The organism is Marinobacter sp. ST-43 (genome assembly GCF_030541085.1).
GTDB lineage: Bacteria > Pseudomonadota > Gammaproteobacteria > Pseudomonadales > Oleiphilaceae > Marinobacter > Marinobacter nauticus.
On record NZ_JASSVO010000001.1, the window covers coordinates 106,492 to 125,050 of the forward strand.

Genomic DNA, 18,559 nt, shown 5'->3' on the forward strand with positions numbered 1-18,559 from the left:
CTGGGCCGGAATCAGCGCGAGAGAGACGCGGGATACAGCGGCGGCAGGTCTGGCGATGACGCTTCGTTGTCCCGGGCGGTGTTCCGGCGCAGGCTATCCAGTGCCTGTTGCAGTTGTTGCCTCGCATTCTCTTCGTGGGTATGGTGCTGGCCCGAATACAGTCCGGCCTGAAAGCGGTCAAAGGCGGTTTTCAGTGCGCGGTCTTCTGTCAGTTTGAACAGATCCGAAACGGAATCAAATGAGAGCCTTGGGAAGCGCAGTCGGGCCCAGCGCAGCAGCAGCGTAGACGTTTCCCCGGAGCCTCGTTTGACCGCAGCCTGAAGTGCTTCAAACGCTTCACGTTCGTTGTCGATGCCGCCATCGACGGGTTCTTTGGAGCCCGGTGCTGAGGTTTGACGAGCCCGCCACCAGAGCGCCAGGGTCAGCAACCAAAGGGCCGCAAACACAACCGTAGCCCAAAGCCAGAGGCGGTTTCCGTATGGTTCTGAGCCCTCGGTTGTCTCCGGGGTTACCGGTGAACCTGTGGGCCTCGCTGAATCGTCCGTTATCTGTGCGGGCGGCGCGGAGGTGGCGTTATCGCCGGTAATCCGGAAACGGCGCTCCGGCAACACGGCGTGCTCCAACTGGTCGGTGTCGGTGTTCCACCAGGGTACACGAAGCGCGGGCAGGGTGGTTTCGCCCGCCTGGACAGGCACCAGGGCGGTCACCTGCTGCAGTGTGGCGCGAAGTCCCTCCGGAGTGGTTTCGGTATTGCGCAGGGGCTGTTCCGGGTAGCTGCGGATGGCGTCCGGTAGCTCCCGGGATATAGGCGGCAGGGCTTCGGCGGGCAATCCTAGCGCCTGTAGGGTCACTTTCCGGCTGAGATTGCTGCCGACGGCGAGTTCCTGGGTAGAGGGCAGGCCTTCGTCGCTCAGGGTCAGACTTCGTGCTGGTAACCAGGGCTGATTGTCCGGATATCCGGCAGGTACGGGTTTGACCGGAACGTCATAGAGTTGCTGCCGGTCGCGAAGGAAGCGCAACTGGCCCGAGGCATCCCTGGCCTGGCCCTCAAACCGGATAGGCTCCAGGCTGAGAGTGCCCGGTGTTTGGGGAAAGATGGCGTAACGCCGCTCAACCACCCGATACCGGATTCCGTCGCGATAGCGGGTAAACTCACGCTGTTTGCCCAGTGACTCGATGATGGCGTCCGGGTGCTCAGGCTCCGACAGCTCTCCCCGGATCAGGTTGCCGGAGAAGAACAACTGTATGGTCAGTACCAGCTGTTCCTGAACGTACACTTCCGCCTTGTCTGCGGACAGCTCGATAAAGCTGTCACGGCTGGCCGCCGGTTGATCCGGAGGGGTGCCGGAAATAACCTCGATGTCGACCGGGTCGGAAATGGAATCCTTGAACATCAGTTCGGGAATTGTCAGTGTACCGGTGCTGGTCGGGGCGAGCTGATAGGTCCAGGTTATTTCGCCTACCATTTCGTTGTTGACGGTTTGCACGCTGTAGCGCTGGTTGCGGGCCAGAATTTCGAAATCCGGCTCCACCTTTTCGATATCTGGCGAAGGCAACTGTGACAGATCGAAGCTGAACAGATTGCTCAGATTGATGTCGATTTTCATGGAGCCCTTGACGGTCAGGGTCAGTACCTCACCTTCGTAGAGCTGGGTGCGATCCGGTTCCACCACCAGTTTGTCGGCAGCATGACCGGCCGCTGACAGGAGCAGTAGCAGGAGTGTCGCGGCAAGGGAGAGAACGCGCGTTACCATGGTGTGTCGCCCTCATCGGGTGTTGTCTGTCGTTGTTGGTGCTGTTGCAGGAACTTGCGCTGCAGCAATCCGCCGGGGTTATCCGGTATGCGGCGCAGCCACTGTTCCTGGCCCTGGCTCAGGGGTTGTTCTGATATTTCGGCCGGCGCACTGGCAGGATTCTGCCCCTCTCCGGAAGGCCCATCCGGGTCTGCCTGGGCATTTGCCTGCTGCTCCTGTGTGCCATCCTCCGGTTGTGGCTCTCCGGCGTTATCCTGTGAATTTTCGCCGTTCTCGGAGGGCTGCTGTTGCTCGCCAGGGCGGGGATTCTGATTCTCGCCATTGTTGTTTGCGGAATCCTGCCCGGCGCTGTCCTGGCTGTCATTGCCCTGGCCTCCGGAGCTATTCTGCTGTCCGGGATTCTGATCGTTGCTTTCCTGGTTGTTGTCGCCTTCTCCCTCGCCCTGGGATTTCTGTTGCTGGTTCAGGAGCTGCTTTACCAGTTGCTGATTGAAGTGCGCATCTTCGAAATCCGGCTGCTGTTCCAGTGCCTGCTGATAGGCGTCGACGGCTTCTTCCAGTTGGCCGGCCCGGGCCAGGGCGTTGCCCCGGTTGTAGTCGCCAATGGCACCCGGTTGGTTGGCAAAGGCTTCCGCGGCGTCGCTGTACTGGCCATCACGATAGAGTGCTGAGCCGCGCCAACCCGGCTGCTCCAGAACGGTGGCCGCCCTGGCCGGATCCTGCTGAATGAGGTCCGGGCCACGCTGGTCTTCGCGCTGCCACAGGCTGCCCCAGTCCAGGGCCTGAACCGGGCGCGGTGCGCCTGCCAGCGGAATCAGCGCAAAGGCGAGAATGGCAAAGGCTCCCCGGCGCCAGCCCAGAATCAGTAACGGCAGGGCCAGCCAGAGCAGCCAGTAACCGTCGTCCTGCCAGCGATTAACGGTCATGCCGTCCTGTTCGTTCTGCCATTCGTCGGTCTGTGATGGCTCCAGGGCCAGGGCGCGAATATCCTGGTCATCCAGGGTCAGTTCGTGGCTGGTTCCGCCGTTGATGCTGGCCAGTTGGGCCAGGGAGTCTGGTTCGGCCTGGCTGATGACAATCCTGCCGTTGTCCCGAATGAATCCGCGCTTTGCCAGGGGGATGGGGCCGCCTTCGCGGGTGCCCACCACCAAAGTACTCAGGGGATAGGGAGTATCTGCCAGTTGCTGACGGATTGCACTGTATTGCTGTTCCGGTACCGCCTCGGAGATCAGCAGTATGCGACCCTGGCCCGGTGCGCCCTGGTCCAGCAGGTCGACCGCCTGCCGCACGGCCAGATCGGCGCGGTTGCCCTGGGCAGGCATGATGGTGGGGTCCAGCACGCTAAGCATGGCCTCAATGGTGCGGGTGTCGCCGGTAAGTGGCGTTACCGTGTGGGCGTCGCCGGAGTAGACCACCAGCGCCGTCAAACCGCCTTTTCGCTGCTCGAGAATGTCGCGGACCTTGCGTTTGGCCAAGGTCAGCCTGTCCGGTTCTACGTCGGTGGCCAGCATCGAAAGTGACAGATCCAGAAGAATGACCAGGCTGTCCTGGGTTTGTTTCAGGGGAGTCGGTGCCTGTCGCCAGCTTGGCCCGGTGAGGGCAATTGCGAGCAGAACCAGAGCCAGACTCAGGGGCAACAGGGGCGATCGGGTGGTGCCAGTAGTTTCGTTGGCCCGGGAACGAATCAGGGGCTGTAACAGGTGAGCGGGGATGTATCGGGCCCATCCGGTCTCACCCTGGCGAAGTTGATGTCGGGCCAGAAACAGGGCTGGAACCGCCAGTAACAGAATTAACCACAAGGGGCGCAGAAAATGGAAGTCAGCCATGGCCAGCCTCCGTAGCGGTGTTTTGCTGATAACGGTTGGAGGCCAGTCGCAGGGCAATTAACAGAAGCCAAAGCCCGGCGGCCATGCCGGCGGGCCAGGCGTAGAGTTCTGTCACCGGCCGGTAGAACTGGCCATCCTGTTCTATCGGTTCGAGCTGATTGATGCTGTCGTAGATCATTTCCAGCTCTGGCAGGCTTCGGGCCCGGAAATACCGGCCACCGGTCTGTTCTGCCATGCGCGTGAGCAGTTCCTCATCAAGGTCCCTTGAGGGATTGACCCGCCTTGAACCCAGCAGCCCGCGCTGGATCATGGTATCGGCGCCGATGCCGATGGTGTAAAGCCGCACACCGGCAGCCTGGGCAATTTCCGTGGCCTTGTCCGGGCTGACCTGGCCAGCGGTATTTGCCCCATCTGTCAGCAGGATCACCACGCGTTGTTCCTGTGGGCGTTCGCGCAGACGTTTCACCGATAATCCGATGGCGTCCCCGATGGCGGTGGCCCGGCCAGCCATGCCCAGGCCTGCCTCGAACAGCAGGGTCCGTACCGTTTCCCGGTCGAAGGTCAGTGGCGCCTGAACGTAAGGTTCGGTGCCGAACAGAATGAGCCCCAGCCGGTCGCCCTCACGCTGGTCTATGAAATCATCCAGCACCCGTTTCACCGCCTGCAAGCGGTTGATGCTGCGGCCCTGAAGCACCATGTCCTGTTCGTCCATGCTGGGAGAAATGTCGACCACTAACATCAGATCGCGGCCGGTTACGGGCATCTGGATTTCTTCGCCAACATGCTGAGGGCGGGCCAGGGCGACCACCAGGCATAGCCAGGCCAGCAATAGCAGAAGCTGGCGCCAGAGCGGCGTTGATCTTCCCCGGGAGCTCACGCCCGGCATTCCGGACAACCAGTGCCCGACCGGAATGACCGGAGCATCCACCGGTTCGCTCTGCCGCTTGCGGTTACCAAGTAGCAGCGGCAGCAATGCCAGTAACAGCACCCACGGGTAAGCCAGACTGATCATGACTGGGCCTCCAACCAGGTTCTGGCGAACGCCAGCGCCTGTTCAGTCTGTGCGCCGGGACGTGGTTGCCAGGTGCTTGTGACCATAGCCTCAACGACGGGACGGGCGGCGATGCGGTCTTTCGGCGCGGTTTCCAGGAGGAAGTCGATCCACTGCTGCCCGGTCATGGCCTCTGGATGCTTTTCCGGATGACTCTGCCGTGCCGCTCGTTTGAGCAGGGCATTGAGCGCCGCGAACCATTCCGGCGCAGGCCGGGCCTTGGTTTCAAGCTGTTGCAGTTCGGACCAGGCTCTGCGTTTCCAGCGAAGCTTTCGGCGCTCACGGCGCCACAGCCACGCAAATACCAACACAGCGGCAATCGTCAGTATCGCCAGCAGCCACCAGCCAGGGGCCGGGGGCCACCAACCACCGGTAGCTGGTAACTGGATATCACGAAGTTGTGCCAGGGGATCCTGAGGGTTCATCCGATGCGACCTCCCGGGCCCAGCAGCAGGCGCAGGGTCTTAGCCGGATCCTCTCCGGTCGACAGCGTTGCAGAAGCCACGCCGGATGCCCGAAAACAGTCGGCCAGACGTTGCTCATGGGCGTCGATTTTGCCTTGCCAGGCCTGCTGGAAGCGAGGATTAGAGGCATCGAACCAGATCGGGCCGTCCGGGCCGGCAACGGCAAACCGGCCGGAAGAAGGCAGTGCCTTTTCCAGCGGGTCCTGAATGCGGATGGCACTGACCGAGTTGTGCCGGCTCATGGCGCCCAGCAGGGTAGTGGTCTGCTCGGTGATATTCATGAAGTCACTGATGATAAAAACGCGGGAACCGGTGTGTGTGACCCGGCGGGCTTCTGCCAGCGCTGTGTCCAGCCCATGGCTGGAGTCCGTTGCAGGGGGCGGTGGTGTTTTGCCCTGGTGCTGGTGGTTGGCCAGGTGATCCAGAAGGCGCAAGACGGACTTACGGCGCCGGGCGGGCCGGAGTACGGCCAGGTCCCGGTCATTGAATACCAGGCCCCCCACCTGGTCACCTGCCCAGAGTGCCAGCCAGGCCAGCAGAGCCGCAACCTGGGCACCCCGAACCTGTTTGTAGGCGCCGGCACTGGCAAAGAACAGGGTCGGCCCGAGATCGACAATCAACAGTACCGGTCGCTCCCGCTCTTCCTCGTACAGCTTGGTGTGCGGTGCCTGGCGCCGGGCCGTTACCCGCCAGTCTATACTGCGAATGTCATCACCGGGTTGGTACTGGCGCACTTCGGAAAACGTCATTCCGCGCCCTTTCTGCCGTGACTGCCGTAGCCCGGCCTGGCGTGACCGGACCGGTTTTACCGATGGCAGCTTCAGAGCTCGTGCATCTGCCTGCAGGCGCACCAGCTCTGGCAGGGTAATGAGAGTGGCTGGGCTGGAATCTGCCATGACGCTGTGATGGTCTCCTGTCAGCAACACCTCAGGCGGCAACCGGAACCCGGTCGATCAGCCTCTGCAACACGGAATCGGCGGTCATGCCTTCGGCCTCGGCTTCAAAGGTCAACAGAATCCGGTGGCGCAGCACATCGTAAGCCATGGTCTGAACGTCGTCCGGTGTCACGTAATCCCGTCCATCGAGCCAGGCCAGTGCCCGGGCGCATCGGTCCAGTGCGATAGTGCCGCGGGGGCTGGCGCCGAAGGCGGTCCATCGAGCGAGTTCAGGGTCCAGGGTTGCGGCATCTCGGGTGGCGAGAATCAACGCCAGCAGGTACTGCTCCACAGGTTCCGCCATGTAGATATCCGAAACCGCCTGCCGGGCGGCCATCACTTGTTCCTGGGTTAGACGAATGTCTACGTTCGGGATTCCCTGACGGTAGTCACTGCGCGCAAGGTGCAGAATCTCACGCTCGGCATCGGCAGAGGGATAGTCAATCACCACATGCATGAGGAAGCGATCAAGCTGGGCTTCCGGCAGCGGGTAGGTGCCTTCCTGTTCAATCGGGTTCTGGGTCGCCATCACCATGAACAGTTTGGGCAGGGGAAAGGTTCTCATGCCAACACTGATCTGGCGTTCGCCCATGGCCTCGAGCAGGGCCGACTGGACTTTCGCCGGTGCCCGGTTGATTTCATCGGCGAGCACCAGGTTGTGGAAAATGGGACCGCGCTGGAATTCAAAGGTGCCGGTCTCCGCGCGGTAGATTTCGCTGCCGGTGACATCGGAAGGCAGCAGATCCGGAGTGAACTGGATCCGGTGGAAGTCACCCTCCAGATGGTCGGCCAGTGCTTTCACCGCGGTGGTTTTGGCCAGCCCCGGCGCGCCCTCAACCAGAAGATGGCCATCGGCCAGAAGGGCAATCAGTAGCCGGTCGACCAGTTTGTCCTGGCCAATAATACGCTTGGCCAGCTGTGCTCTGAGATCACCGAACGTTTGCTGTAACGACATGAAAATAACTGCTCTTGATGTATGAATGCCTGCGTAAGTGATTGCCGCAGTTTTGGCGTCTGGCCGGCAAAAATCAAGGGTTTGACTATGCTTATGTGACGATACCCTGATTACGTTTCTTTCACACAAACCAGAGGTCGGATATGAATGCGCTGACAATCGCCAGCAAGGATCAGTTTTTCGAACAGTTGGCCGATGCGTTCTCAGAAAAGATTGCAAAAACCGAGGCAAAGAAGATCGCGGATTTTGCCAGACAGCATTATGCTCATATTCCTCTGGAGGAGCTGGTCAGTCGCCGCTTCTCGGATACCTACGGTGCCGTCCTGGCGGCGTGGCAATTCCTGCAAAAACGCAGTGCTGATGAAACCCCGGTTTCGGTGTTCAACCCGGACCTGGAAAGCGACGGCTGGCAGTCCACCCACAGCGTTGTTTTCATTCTCCATCCCAATATTCCGTTCCTGATTGATTCCCTGCGCATGGCCATCAATCAGCGGGAAATCGGCACCCACTCCATTCAGCACTCCATCCTGCGAGTGGAGCGGGATGACAATGGTAAGCTGAAGAAACTGCACACCACCAAAAAGGCATCGAAGGACGCAAGCTACGAAGCGTTCATCGTGCTTGAAATCGACCGCCACAGTGCCCCGGAAGACCTGCGCGACCTGGAGCAGACTCTGCAGAAAGTGCTGCATGAGGTACGCATTGCGGTGGGTGATTTCCCGATTGTGAAAGAGAAGGTCAGCGAGATCGTCAAGGAGCTGGATGCCACCACGGCTGGAATCAGTGAGGAAGGTAAGGAAGAAGCCCGGGCTTTTCTGTCTTGGCTGGTGGATGACCACTTCACATTCCTGGGGTACGACGAATACGACTTTGCCAAGGACAAGCAGGGCATGGTGGTACGCCGGGTGGAGAACTCGGAGCTGGGTATTCTTCGGGTCAACAACGAACGCCCGGATCGGGTTCGGCTGAATGAGCTGCCACAGCGTACCCGCCATGAAATGACCCGTTCCGATGACATCTTCATCTTCGCCAAATCGGCGCAGCGGTCTCGCGTGCACCGGCCGGCCTATCCGGATTACATTGCGGTCAAGAAATTCAACAGCAAGGGCGAAGTGGTGGGTGAGCGCCGCTTCCTCGGTCTATACACCGCTCGAGTCTACAACGAGCGTCCCGATGAGATTCCGCTGTTACGGCGCAAGTTCCAGAGCGTGATGAAGCGATCCGGCTTCCTGACCGACGATTACGCTGGCAAGGAGCTGGAGCAGATCCTGACGCTGTATCCGCGGGACGAGCTGTTCCAGATTGAAACCGACGAACTACTGCGTGTTGCCAAGAACATTCTGTACATCCAGGAACGTCGCCGGATTGAGCTGTTCATGCGGGAGGATGTTTACGGCCAGTTTGTAACCTGTCTGGCCTTCTTCCCCAGGGACATCTACAACACGGAGCTGCGCCTGAAGGTGGAACAGGTGCTGCTGGATCGCCTGGAGGCCGAGGACATTGAGTTTGTTACTCATTTTTCCGAATCGGTGCTGGCCCGGGTACAGTTCACCATCCGGGTGCCACAGGTGGAAAACCGCCAGTTGCCGCTGGCTGAGATCCGCGACAAGGTTATTGAGCTCGCCCAGTCCTGGCGCGACGGCCTCTACGAGGCATTGAGCGAAGCCTATGGCGAAGAGCAGGGCAATGAGCTGTATCGCGTCTGGGCAGGCGGTTTCCCCGCCAGCTACACTGACATGTTTTCACCTCGCCGGGCGGCCATCGACCTGGAGCACATCACTGCCTCTGCCCGCGACGATGATCTGGCCATGAGCTTCTACCGGGCCCTGGAAGAAGACGAGAACACGCTGCATTTCAAACTGTTTTATCCGGACGAGCCGCTGCCACTGTCGGATGTGATGCCGATTTTCGACAATCTCGGTTTCCGGGTGATTGGCGAGCACCCGTTTGAGGTGATTGACCGAACGGGTAAAACGGTTTGGATTCATGACTTTACCCTGCAGTCCCACACTGGGAACGTGGTGGATATTCACCGTATTCGCCCGATTTTCGAAGAGTTGTTCCGCCGGGTCTGGCACGGTGAAGCCGAAAACGACGCCTTTAACCGCCTGTTGTTGTCCTCCTACATGAGCTGGCGTGAGATCGCGTTGCTGCGTACTTACGCCCGCTACATGCGCCAGATCCGGTTCTCCAACAGTCAGACGTTCATTTCCAACACGTTGGTCAACCACGTCAACCTGACACGGATCCTGCTGGAGTACTTTGAGGTTCGATTCAACCCTGAGCGTTTCAAGAGTAAGGGTAAAAGCGAGGCGGCCCAGCAGAAACTGGAAATCGAATTCAACGCCGGCCTGGATGAAGTGGAGAACCTCAGTGAGGATCGGGTGCTACGGCTGTATCTGGAGCTGATGCAGGCGACGTTGCGCACCAACTACTACCAGCCGGATGGCGAGGGCCAGCCCAAGCCCTACATCAGTGTGAAATTTGACCCGTCGCAGATTCCGGACATGCCGCTGCCATTACCCATGTTCGAGATCTTTGTGTATTCCCCTCGTGTGGAGGGGGTTCACCTGCGTGGTGGCAAAGTGGCCCGTGGTGGTTTGCGCTGGTCGGATCGGTTCGAGGACTACCGCACAGAAATTCTGGGCCTGGTAAAAGCGCAGCAAGTGAAAAACGCCGTCATTGTGCCGGTGGGCGCGAAGGGTGGCTTTGTGGCCAAGCGTCTGCCCGATCCGTCCGACCGGGAGGCATTCCAGGCAGAGGGTATTGCGGCCTACAAAACATTCATCCGGGGCTTGCTGGATATTACAGATAACCTGGTGGATTCCGGCATCCAGCCGCCGGAGCGGGTCATCCGCCATGACGAAGACGATCACTACCTCGTGGTGGCGGCTGACAAAGGCACCGCCACTTTCTCCGACATCGCTAATGGCCTGGCCGCGGAATACGGCTTCTGGATGGGAGATGCCTTCGCCTCCGGTGGTAGTAACGGTTATGACCACAAGAAAATGGGCATTACTGCCCGGGGCGCCTGGGTCTCGGTGGAACGGCATTTCCGTGAGATGGGCATCAACCCGGCCGTGGATGAATTTACCGCCATCGGCATCGGTGACATGGGGGGCGATGTGTTTGGTAATGGCCTGCTGTGCTCGGAAAAAACCCGGCTGGTGGCCGCCTTCAACCACATCCACATCTTCATTGACCCGACCCCGGACGCCGAACGCAGCTACAAGGAGCGTAAGCGCCTGTTTGAACTGCCGCGTTCCGCCTGGACCGATTACGACAGCAAGTTGATTTCAAAGGGCGGCGGCGTATTCAGCCGCAATGCCAAGTCCATTCCGGTCAGCCCGGAAATGAAAAAGCTGCTGGGCATCAAGGCGGACCGAGTTCCGCCCAATATGCTGATCAGTCACATACTCAAGGCCGAAGTGGACCTGCTCTGGATTGGTGGTATTGGCACTTACGTGAAGGGCAGCGGTGAAAGTCACTCCGACGTGGGCGACAAGGCCAATGATGGCCTGCGGATCAATGGTGCCGAGCTGCGTTGCAGGGTTGTAGGCGAGGGCGGTAACCTCGGCTTCACCCAGATGGGGCGGATTGAATACGCCCTGAAGGGTGGTCGCCTGAATACCGACTTCATCGACAACTCGGGCGGCGTCGACTGCTCTGACCATGAAGTGAACATGAAGATTCTGCTCAACCGGGCGGTAGCCATGGGCGATCTGACTGGCAAGCAGCGCAACATCATGCTGGAGGAAATGACTGATGATGTTGCCTCGCTGGTGCTGAAGAACAACTACCGTCAGACCCAGGCCATCAGTATCGCCAGCGAGGATGCCGCCACCCGGCTGGAAGAGTATCGTCGGCTGATGAATACCTTCGAGAGCGAAGGCAAGCTCAACCGGGCGCTGGAATTCCTGCCGGATGACGAAACCCTGTCTGAGCGCAAGCTGGCCAAGAAAGGGCTGACGAGGCCGGAGCTGTCGGTGCTGATCTCCTATGTCAAAGGAGACCTGAAGCAGGTGCTGATCGACAGCAATCTGCCGGACAACCCCCTGCTGGCGGGCGAGATGTACAAGGTCTTCCCGCGGGATCTGACCAAGCGTTTCTCGAAGGAGCTGGGTGAGCACCAGCTGCGGCGGGAGATCATCGCAACCCAGATCGCCAACGACATGGTCAACCACATGGGCATTACCTTTGTGGAGCGCCTGAACCAGTCCACCGGGGCTGACGCGGCGTCCATTGCCCTGGCCTGGATTATTGCCCGGGATGTGTTCCGTATCGACAGCTGGTGGGACAAGATCGAAGCCCTGGATTTCCACATCTCTGCGGATCTGCAGATGGAGCTGATGCAGGATCTGATGCGTCTGATGCGTCGGGCTGTGCGCTGGTTGCTTCGTAATCGCCGGGCAGAACTCAATATCCAGAGTCACATGGAGCGGTTTGCCGACAGCGTCTGGGCCATTACCTCGGGTCTGCCGGAATACCTTGGCGACCAGGCTCGTGCCAATTGGGAAAAACGCAATGATCAGCTGATGGCTGCGGGTTTGCCGAAGGAACTGGCGTCGGTGCTGGCAGGAACCGGCTATCTGTATTCCTCTCTTGGTATTATCGAGGCACAGGAAGCCACAGGCATGCCGCTGAAAACGGTGGCCAACCTGTACTACGATCTGGGTGACCGTCTCGACCTGACCTGGTTCGCTAATGCCATCGCAGCGTTGACGCCAAGTTCCCATTGGCAGGCCCTGGCGCGGGAAAGCTTCCGGGAGGATCTGGACTGGCAGCAACGGGCTCTGACCACCGGTGTGCTGAAAACCGCTGAAAGCCCGGAGAAAGTCACCGATAGTGTGAACGCCTGGGAGCAGCGCAACCAGCACATGATTGATCGCTGGAACGCGATGCTGGCGGAACTCAAAGGTGTAAGGGAACCGGAATACGCCATGTTCTCGGTCGCACTGCGGGAGCTGCTGGACCTGGCGCAAAGCACCATGCACCAGAGCCCGGAAGACGTAACGACCAACTGACTATTGCGTTATGTCGTTGATTCCCGTTCAATCCCGCAGCGGGAATCAATGGCAGGAGCAACAAGATAATGGCACCACTGAAACATCTACTGGACAAGAACCGGGCCTGGGCCAATGGCATCAAGTCGGTGGACCCGAAGTTCTTTGACCGGCTCTCGAACCAGCAGGCACCGGAGTACCTGTGGATCGGCTGTGCCGACAGTCGGGTACCTGCGAACCAGATTGTGGACTTGCTCCCCGGTGAACTTTTCGTGCACAGAAACGTGGCCAACGTGGTTGTACATACAGATTTCAACTGCCTGTCGGTGCTCCAGTTCGCCATCGAAGTGTTGAAGGTCAAACACGTATTGGTGGTGGGGCATTACGGTTGTGGTGGCGTGCGCGCGGCATTGCTGAACGAAGGCTTTGGCCTGATTTCAAATTGGCTCCGCCATGTTCAGGACGTGCGTGACCGTCACCAGTCCGTACTGGACGCCATTCCCAATGTGCAGGACCGGGTAGACCGCCTGTGTGAGCTGAACGTGGTAGAGCAGGTAGGGCATGTGTGCCAGAACAACATCGTTCAGGAAGCCTGGCGTCGCGGCCAGCCATTGACTGTGCACGGTTTCGTTTACGACGTGGCCGACGGTCTGTTGAGGGATATGGGGCTCTCGATCGCCAGTGAGGCAGACCGGGAAACGATTCGTCAGTCCAGCCTGGATGAGCTGATCGAACGACCGGTCCGCTCCGGGCGCCAAAAAATATAATGCGAAGATTGTCAAAAACTGTCAAAAAATCGTGATGTCCGTCACTTCCTGACCCGTGGCGTCATCACAGTAGTGACCTTCTGCGTCTGTTACAGTAGCAACTGTAAGCAGTAAGGGAGGTAAACCATGAAAGAACTGATGCAGAAAGCCCTGCAGGCACTGGGAACCCGCAGAAACGAAAGTTCTGCCATGGATAGCGCAAGGGCTGAGGCCAAGCGCACCGAAGCACGCACCCCGGAAGATTGGGGAATGTCACCTGAAGACGCCCTGCGTGTGGGTACGGTTGCACGTTACAAATAATATCTGGCTCTTCCCGGGCGGCCCCAGAGGCCGACCCCGATAGCGACAGCCCCGACTGATGCCACAGGGCAGACTCGGGGCTTTTTTCCGGTTAGCATACGCGGCTCATGATTCTGGCAATGGTCCGCTACCCATGTCTGCACTGCCCAATACCCACGAAGTTCTGCTCCGCAATGCGCATCTGTTGAATGGACGCCCAGCGCTGTTAGGCGTCTCGGATGCATCGCTTTTGCCCCGATGCCCGGTTCCCGGTATCGCGATGACCGAGCACGCCGGTCTTTGGCAAATCCTGTCCCATGACACTGACTGGGCTGGCTGTTTTGGTTACGAGCCAGATCGGCAGCAGCAGGGCTCTTGCGATACCGTGGTGGTATTTTTGCCTAAAGCCCGGGCTGAGTGTGAGCTCCGCCTGGCTTTGGCTCGTTACCTCGGCAAACCAGGTGCGGCACTGGTGGTTATTGGCGAGAAGAAGGAAGGCATTGCCGGTGCCATAAAGCAGTTTTCCGTCGTCGCCGGGGAGGTTGTAAAGGTCGACAGCGCCCGCCATTGCCAGGTCTGGTGCGGCAGAAATACCCAACCCCTGACCGAATTCCGGTTGACTGACTGGCTCAGCTGGACGGAGCTTTCCTGCGCTGGCGTGGCGCTCTCTGTTGCCGGCTTGCCAGGCGTTTTCAGTCTGGGTCGACTGGACGATGGCACCCGGATGTTGTTGGAAACCCTGGCTGAGTCACCCCTGGGTGTCGATCGGGTGCTCGATTTCGCTTGCGGTGCAGGTGTTATCGGGTCCTGGCTGCATGGTTTTCATCAGTTGGCGGGGAAGAAGCCGATTCGAGTAGATGGGACCGATGTTCAGGCGCAGGCCGTGTTCTGTGCCCGGGAAAGTTACCGTAAGGCAGGAGTAAACGGTGAGATTTTTGCCGCCGATGGCCTGGCAGCCGTTCAAGGCAAATGGCCGGCCGTGATCAGCAACCCGCCTTTCCACACCGGTGTAAAAACCGATACCTCCATGACCGAGCAGTTCCTGGCCCAGGTGGCCGCGCATCTCGCGCACGGCGGCGAGCTGAGGCTGGTGGCCAACAGTTTTCTGCCGTATGAAGCCCTGATTCGACAACACATCGGCCCGGTTGAGAAACTTGCGCAGGACCGGCGGTTTACCGTTTACCGGGCATTTCGGAAAAAGTCGGGCTGAAAAACAGACAGAAAAAAGCCCCTGGGGTAAGGGGCAAAAGATCTTGTCCGGAAAAATGCGGCCGGCCAGCCGGGTCAGGGCTGGGGCATGACCGGAAAGGGTGTTCGGCGTGAACACCCCTAACTTAGGTTTAATTTCTAGAATAAACAGCCTAAAAGTGTTTATTTTCCCGAAAGCTGCCAACGGAAGCCCAAAATGACAACTGTCAGACTCCAGACACCTGCCGGTGAACTCCGCCTGATCCGGCCTGGCGGAACGGCTGGGCTGCGCGCCTGGGACGCTGCCGACGAGTTGTTGTTGTCGGCTGCGGAGCCTTATCTGGCATACGGTTTGCGCGTGCTGGTGGTGGACGACCAGTTTGGTGCGCTGACCCTCGGGCTTGCCTGCTATCAGCCGCAGACAGTTGCCGACAGCGCGACGCTCGCCCACTCCCTGTTGACGAACGCTTCGCTCAATCCGGCGTTGCCCGACTGCCCCGCGGTTTTGAACTGGCGTCGGCCACCCTCAGGGCCCTTTGATCTGGTGCTGCTCCGTATTCCCCGCCAGGCCGGTTATCTGGCCTGGTTGTTACGGTGGCTCAACAGCGTGCTGGCGGAAGACGGGCGCATACTGGCGGGCGGTATGATCAAGCATCTGCCCGATCGTAGTGTTGATGTGTTCGCCAGTGCGGTGGTCACCGAACAGGTGTTGCCTGCCCGCAAAAAGGCGCGGGTAGTGGTGTGTCGTGGTGGCTCGGCCACATTGCCGGAATGGCAGGAGCAATGGCGCGGCTACCCGGTGGCAGGATTGCCCGGGCCGGTCGAGGCACTGCCCGCAGTGTTTGCCAGAGAAAAGCTGGATATTGGCACGCGGGAGTTGTTACCGCTGATTCCTCAGACGGTTAGTCGAGTGCCCCCGGCTGGGCGGATTCTGGATCTGGCGTGTGGAAATGGCGTGCTCGGGTTGTCTGCGCTTGCCGGCAGACCGGGTGCCGAAGTGCATTTCAGTGACGTATCCAGCCAGGCCATTGCCAGTGTTGAGCATAACCTGAGCCGGTATGAGGGCGGCGATTGCGTGCACTTATGGCATCAGGACGGCATCGCAGATGATTTGCCTGACTATCAGCTTATTCTGCTGAACCCACCCTTCCATGAGGGTGGCGTGGTAGGCGATCACATCGCACTGAGACTGTTCAGGGATGCCGCCCGGCATCTGGCGCCGGGCGGCCGCGTATTGATGGTGGGCAATCGCCACCTGGGGTATCACCGTTCCCTGAAACAATACTTCAGCAGCGTTGAACAGAGAGCTGCAAGCCCGAAATTCGTGGTGTTCGAAGCCCGGAATGGCGCGGTGTGAGTCTCAGGCCGTCGCCGGGCGATCGTAGCCGAGGCGCGCGAGGGTATCCACGATGGTCTGGGTTTGACTATCAATCTCGATGTTGACCTTTTGCCCCTTAGTGGCCTTCCCAAACGTGGTGGCACGCAGGGTCTCCGGGATAAGGTGGACGTTGAAGCGGTTACCTTCCACCTCGCCAATGGTCAGGCTGGCGCCATTGATGGCAATGTAGCCTTTGGGGAAGATGTACTTCGCCCAGGTTTCCGGTAGTTCGAACCATAGGGTCACGTTGTTTTCCGGCCGCAGAATATCGACGATGGTTGCGGTAGTGTGGATATGGCCACTGAGCAGATGGCCGCCGATTTCATCGCCGATTCGGGCGGCGCGCTCGAAGTTGATTTCGTCGCCGGGTTTCAGGTCGCCGAGGGTGGTCAAGCGCAGGGTTTCCTGCATGGCGTCGAAGTACAGCCGGTGGCCTTCCTGGCGGGTAACCGTCAGACAGGTGCCGTTGATGGCAACCGAGGCACCGATGGTTACGCCCTGAACCCGGTCTTCCGGGAACTCGATCACGAAGGTGCTCAGGCCCGGCGCCGCGATCACGTTTTCGACCCGTGCAATGCCCTGAACGATACCGGTAAACATACATGCTCTCCTGAAAGCCGTTGATTGGCGCAAGCATACCGGCGCCTGCCAGTGTTGCCAAGAAGTCTGCAAGCCGCTTATGACGGCAAAGCCGACATTCAAGAATTGTTCGTAAAGGTCGATACTTGCATAAAGAACCTGAAGAACAGTGAGCTCAATGGCGGAAAATACAGCAGTAGACAAGACAGATCCGGCCAATGCATCCGGAGCGGTCCTTCGCCCCGGTCGGGCCGCTGATCCGGTGCCGGCAACACCGGAATCTGCCCTCAATGCCGCGCAAAGAACCGCTGCTCTGCAGGCTGACGATGACCAGGGCCCGAACGCTGAATCTGGCAGCGAGCAGCCCGGGGCGCAGGAATCGCAGGATCGGACTGCCGAGACCGGGTCGGAGAATCCGGATATCGAGCAGGCGCTGGCGGAGTCGCGACAGCGCAAGCTGCGTCTTATGCTAAGGCAGTGTGACCGGGTTCTGCTGATGGACTTCAACTTGCTGGCTATGTCGGACTGGCCGGATAACTATCAGATGGCAGCTGCGCGGCGTAGCCGAGACCTGTGGATCTTCAGTGCCCTTTTGGCTGCGACGTTTTTCCTCAGTGGTTTGACCGGTTTTGTGCCGGCCTGGGTAGCCGGTGGAGGTTTTGGCGCTTTCGTGATTATTCTGTTGCTGGGAGTGCCGTTTATCCGTCGGATTTACACGTCCAGCCCCTCCTATATGGATTTAATTATTCGCCGTCAGCGCATGCTTCGGGATGCCCGCAAACATGCGGCCCACCTGGAGGGAAAGGACGGGCTGATATGGCAGTGTGCGCGTATGGCAGAGTACAACCCGACACTGCGTCATACCCGCTTCAGTGAATTGCTCAGACTGTCTGAGCAACGGGTGTTGCCGCGTTATCTTACCCGGCGGGAACATGTTCGGCTGTATCTTATCTATCTGCTGGAAGCCGAGAAAGCCTATGGCAAAGTCCAGCAAGCGTTTTTCGACGGCAATCAGGACGCGATAGACCGGGGGTGGCAGGCAGTGGCGGCGGTTCCTGAAGACCGAGCTTGACATGACAGGCCTTCAAACGTATGTTTCAAACAGACGTTTGCTAGAGGCTCTGACAACAAAATGGCGCAGTCTGATACCGTTGACCGCATTCTTGACGCTGCCGAAGAGCTGTTTGCCGAGCGTGGGTTCTCGGAAACATCGCTTCGTATGATTACCAGTAAGGCTAAGGTAAATCTGGCCGCTGTCAATTATCACTTTGGGTCTAAGAATGCCCTGATCCACGCCGTGTTCGCCCGGTTCCTGACGCCGTTTTCGGCCACCCTGGATACCGCCTTTGATGAACTCGAAGAGCGTTGTGATGGCCAGCCGCCCACGCTGAACCAGACCCTGTGGGCGCTTACGGAAAGTGCCGTGCGCATGCCTCAGCGTAATGAGAAAGGCATATCCATCTTCATGCGCCTGCTCGGTCTTGCCTATACCCAGTCTCAGGGCCACCTGCGTAAATTTCTCGAACAGGAATACAGTGAGCCATTTGGTCGTTTCATGCGCTTGCTCAAAGAGGCCACGCCTGAGTTGTCCTCGGTTGATCGCTACTGGCGCATCCAGTTCATGCTGGGAGCGACGGCCTTCACCATGTCCAGCAGTGATGCCCTGATTGATATTCTCGAAAACAAGCTCGGCGTTGAAACCACGGTTCAGGAAATTGCCGCACGCCTGGTGCCGTTCCTGGCCGCAGGCATGAAGGCTCCAGACAAAATGCTGGTGCCGCCTACCGCTTCAGGCGTTTCGGTTGCCTGAACTCCCCCGCCTCGGGTAGTCTTCCCTCTGGTTCGCAGCCGGAGGGAAGTCGTTACCAATGCCCGATAACAAGCCCCCCGGGGTTACCCTGTCCATTGATATCGCCAATCAGTTCCTGACACTGGCTACTCAATCGGGTGATATCATTGCCCGCTACCCGGTATCCACCGGCCTGAATGGCCCCGGCCAGGCCGACGGCAGTGGCTGTACCCCTGTTGGCAAGCATTATATCCGCGCCCGAATCGGGGCAGGGCAGCCATTAAATACGGTGTATCGTGGGCGCCGCCCCACTGGCGAGATCTACAGCCAGAGTCTGGCGGCAGCGAACCCGGGGCGCGACTGGATTCTTACCCGTATACTCTGGCTTTGTGGCTGTGAATGGGGGCGAAACCGTGGGCCGGGGGTAGACACTTTTCGTCGTTTTATCTATATCCACGGCACGCCGGACAGTGAACCTATGGGAGTTGCCAGATCCCATGGCTGCATCCGGATGCGCAATACCGATATTGTTGAGCTTTTTGACCGGGTTCCAGCGGGGACTCCAGTCAGTATCTATTAATCCGCATAATT

15 protein-coding genes are annotated in these 18,559 nt (G+C 59.1%); 8 read left to right on the plus strand and 7 right to left on the minus strand.

Features of this window, described 5'->3' with window-relative positions; translation table 11 throughout:
* Window positions 1-11: 11 nt before the first annotated feature.
* The 6 genes from QPL98_RS00520 to QPL98_RS00545 are packed head-to-tail and all read right to left on the minus strand — an operon-like array spanning window position 12 to window position 6,985.
* Window positions 12-1,754 carry a BatD family protein gene (locus tag QPL98_RS00520; protein ID WP_303292442.1) on the minus strand — a complete coding sequence of 581 codons (1,743 nt, stop codon included), beginning with the start codon at window positions 1,752-1,754 and terminating at the stop codon, window positions 12-14.
* Window positions 1,748-3,580, minus strand: a complete 1,833-nt coding sequence (locus QPL98_RS00525; protein WP_303292443.1) for a VWA domain-containing protein — start codon at window positions 3,578-3,580, stop codon at window positions 1,748-1,750. The genes QPL98_RS00520 and QPL98_RS00525 overlap by 7 nt, the downstream gene beginning before the upstream one ends.
* Window positions 3,573-4,592: a VWA domain-containing protein gene (locus QPL98_RS00530; protein ID WP_222179993.1), complete on the minus strand. Its 1,020-nt coding sequence runs from the start codon at window positions 4,590-4,592 to the stop codon at window positions 3,573-3,575. Before QPL98_RS00530 ends, QPL98_RS00525 begins: the two co-directional genes overlap by 8 nt.
* Window positions 4,589-5,056 carry a DUF4381 domain-containing protein gene (locus QPL98_RS00535; protein WP_153740438.1) on the minus strand — a complete coding sequence of 156 codons (468 nt, stop codon included), beginning with the start codon at window positions 5,054-5,056 and terminating at the stop codon, window positions 4,589-4,591. Before QPL98_RS00535 ends, QPL98_RS00530 begins: the two co-directional genes overlap by 4 nt.
* Entirely contained in the window at window positions 5,053-5,991 is a 939-nt protein-coding gene (locus QPL98_RS00540) for a DUF58 domain-containing protein (protein ID WP_153740437.1), read from the minus strand. Before QPL98_RS00540 ends, QPL98_RS00535 begins: the two co-directional genes overlap by 4 nt.
* A 31-nt stretch (window positions 5,992-6,022) precedes the next feature.
* Window positions 6,023-6,985, minus strand: coding sequence for a MoxR family ATPase (locus tag QPL98_RS00545; RefSeq protein WP_011785419.1), 963 nt, complete (start codon window positions 6,983-6,985; stop codon window positions 6,023-6,025).
* A gap of 143 nt (window positions 6,986-7,128) precedes the next feature.
* Between QPL98_RS00545 and QPL98_RS00550 the strand changes: the two genes are divergently transcribed.
* The 5 genes from QPL98_RS00550 to QPL98_RS00570 all read left to right on the plus strand — a co-directional run bounded on the left by QPL98_RS00550 (window position 7,129) and on the right by QPL98_RS00570 (window position 15,579).
* Window positions 7,129-12,009, plus strand: coding sequence for an NAD-glutamate dehydrogenase (locus QPL98_RS00550; RefSeq protein WP_303292444.1), 4,881 nt, complete (start codon window positions 7,129-7,131; stop codon window positions 12,007-12,009).
* A gap of 68 nt (window positions 12,010-12,077) precedes the next feature.
* Entirely contained in the window at window positions 12,078-12,755 is a 678-nt protein-coding gene (gene can / locus QPL98_RS00555; RefSeq protein WP_011785417.1) for a carbonate dehydratase, read from the plus strand.
* Between the two features lie 126 nt (window positions 12,756-12,881).
* Window positions 12,882-13,055: a hypothetical protein gene (locus QPL98_RS00560; RefSeq protein ID WP_014421070.1), complete on the plus strand. Its 174-nt coding sequence runs from the start codon at window positions 12,882-12,884 to the stop codon at window positions 13,053-13,055.
* A gap of 133 nt (window positions 13,056-13,188) precedes the next feature.
* Window positions 13,189-14,244, plus strand: coding sequence for a class I SAM-dependent methyltransferase (locus tag QPL98_RS00565; protein ID WP_222179998.1), 1,056 nt, complete (start codon window positions 13,189-13,191; stop codon window positions 14,242-14,244).
* Window positions 14,245-14,439: 195 nt separating this feature from the next.
* A complete protein-coding gene (locus tag QPL98_RS00570; protein ID WP_278351332.1) occupies window positions 14,440-15,579 on the plus strand; it encodes a class I SAM-dependent methyltransferase in 1,140 nt (379 codons plus the stop codon).
* A 3-nt stretch (window positions 15,580-15,582) separates the two neighbouring features.
* Here the strand turns inward: QPL98_RS00570 and QPL98_RS00575 are convergent, their stop codons facing one another.
* On the minus strand, window positions 15,583-16,200 hold the full coding sequence (locus QPL98_RS00575) for a riboflavin synthase subunit alpha (protein WP_153740434.1): 618 nt from the start codon (window positions 16,198-16,200) through the stop codon (window positions 15,583-15,585).
* Between the two features lie 157 nt (window positions 16,201-16,357).
* Between QPL98_RS00575 and QPL98_RS00580 the strand changes: the two genes are divergently transcribed.
* The 3 genes from QPL98_RS00580 to QPL98_RS00590 are packed head-to-tail and all read left to right on the plus strand — an operon-like array spanning window position 16,358 to window position 18,548.
* Window positions 16,358-17,251, plus strand: a complete 894-nt coding sequence (locus QPL98_RS00580) for a hypothetical protein (RefSeq protein ID WP_022991586.1) — start codon at window positions 16,358-16,360, stop codon at window positions 17,249-17,251.
* Window positions 17,252-17,311: 60 nt separating this feature from the next.
* A complete protein-coding gene (locus QPL98_RS00585; protein ID WP_011785412.1) occupies window positions 17,312-17,989 on the plus strand; it encodes a TetR/AcrR family transcriptional regulator in 678 nt (225 codons plus the stop codon).
* A 58-nt stretch (window positions 17,990-18,047) separates the two neighbouring features.
* Window positions 18,048-18,548 carry a L,D-transpeptidase gene (locus tag QPL98_RS00590; RefSeq protein ID WP_023010568.1) on the plus strand — a complete coding sequence of 167 codons (501 nt, stop codon included), beginning with the start codon at window positions 18,048-18,050 and terminating at the stop codon, window positions 18,546-18,548.
* Window positions 18,549-18,559: the final 11 nt, after the last annotated feature.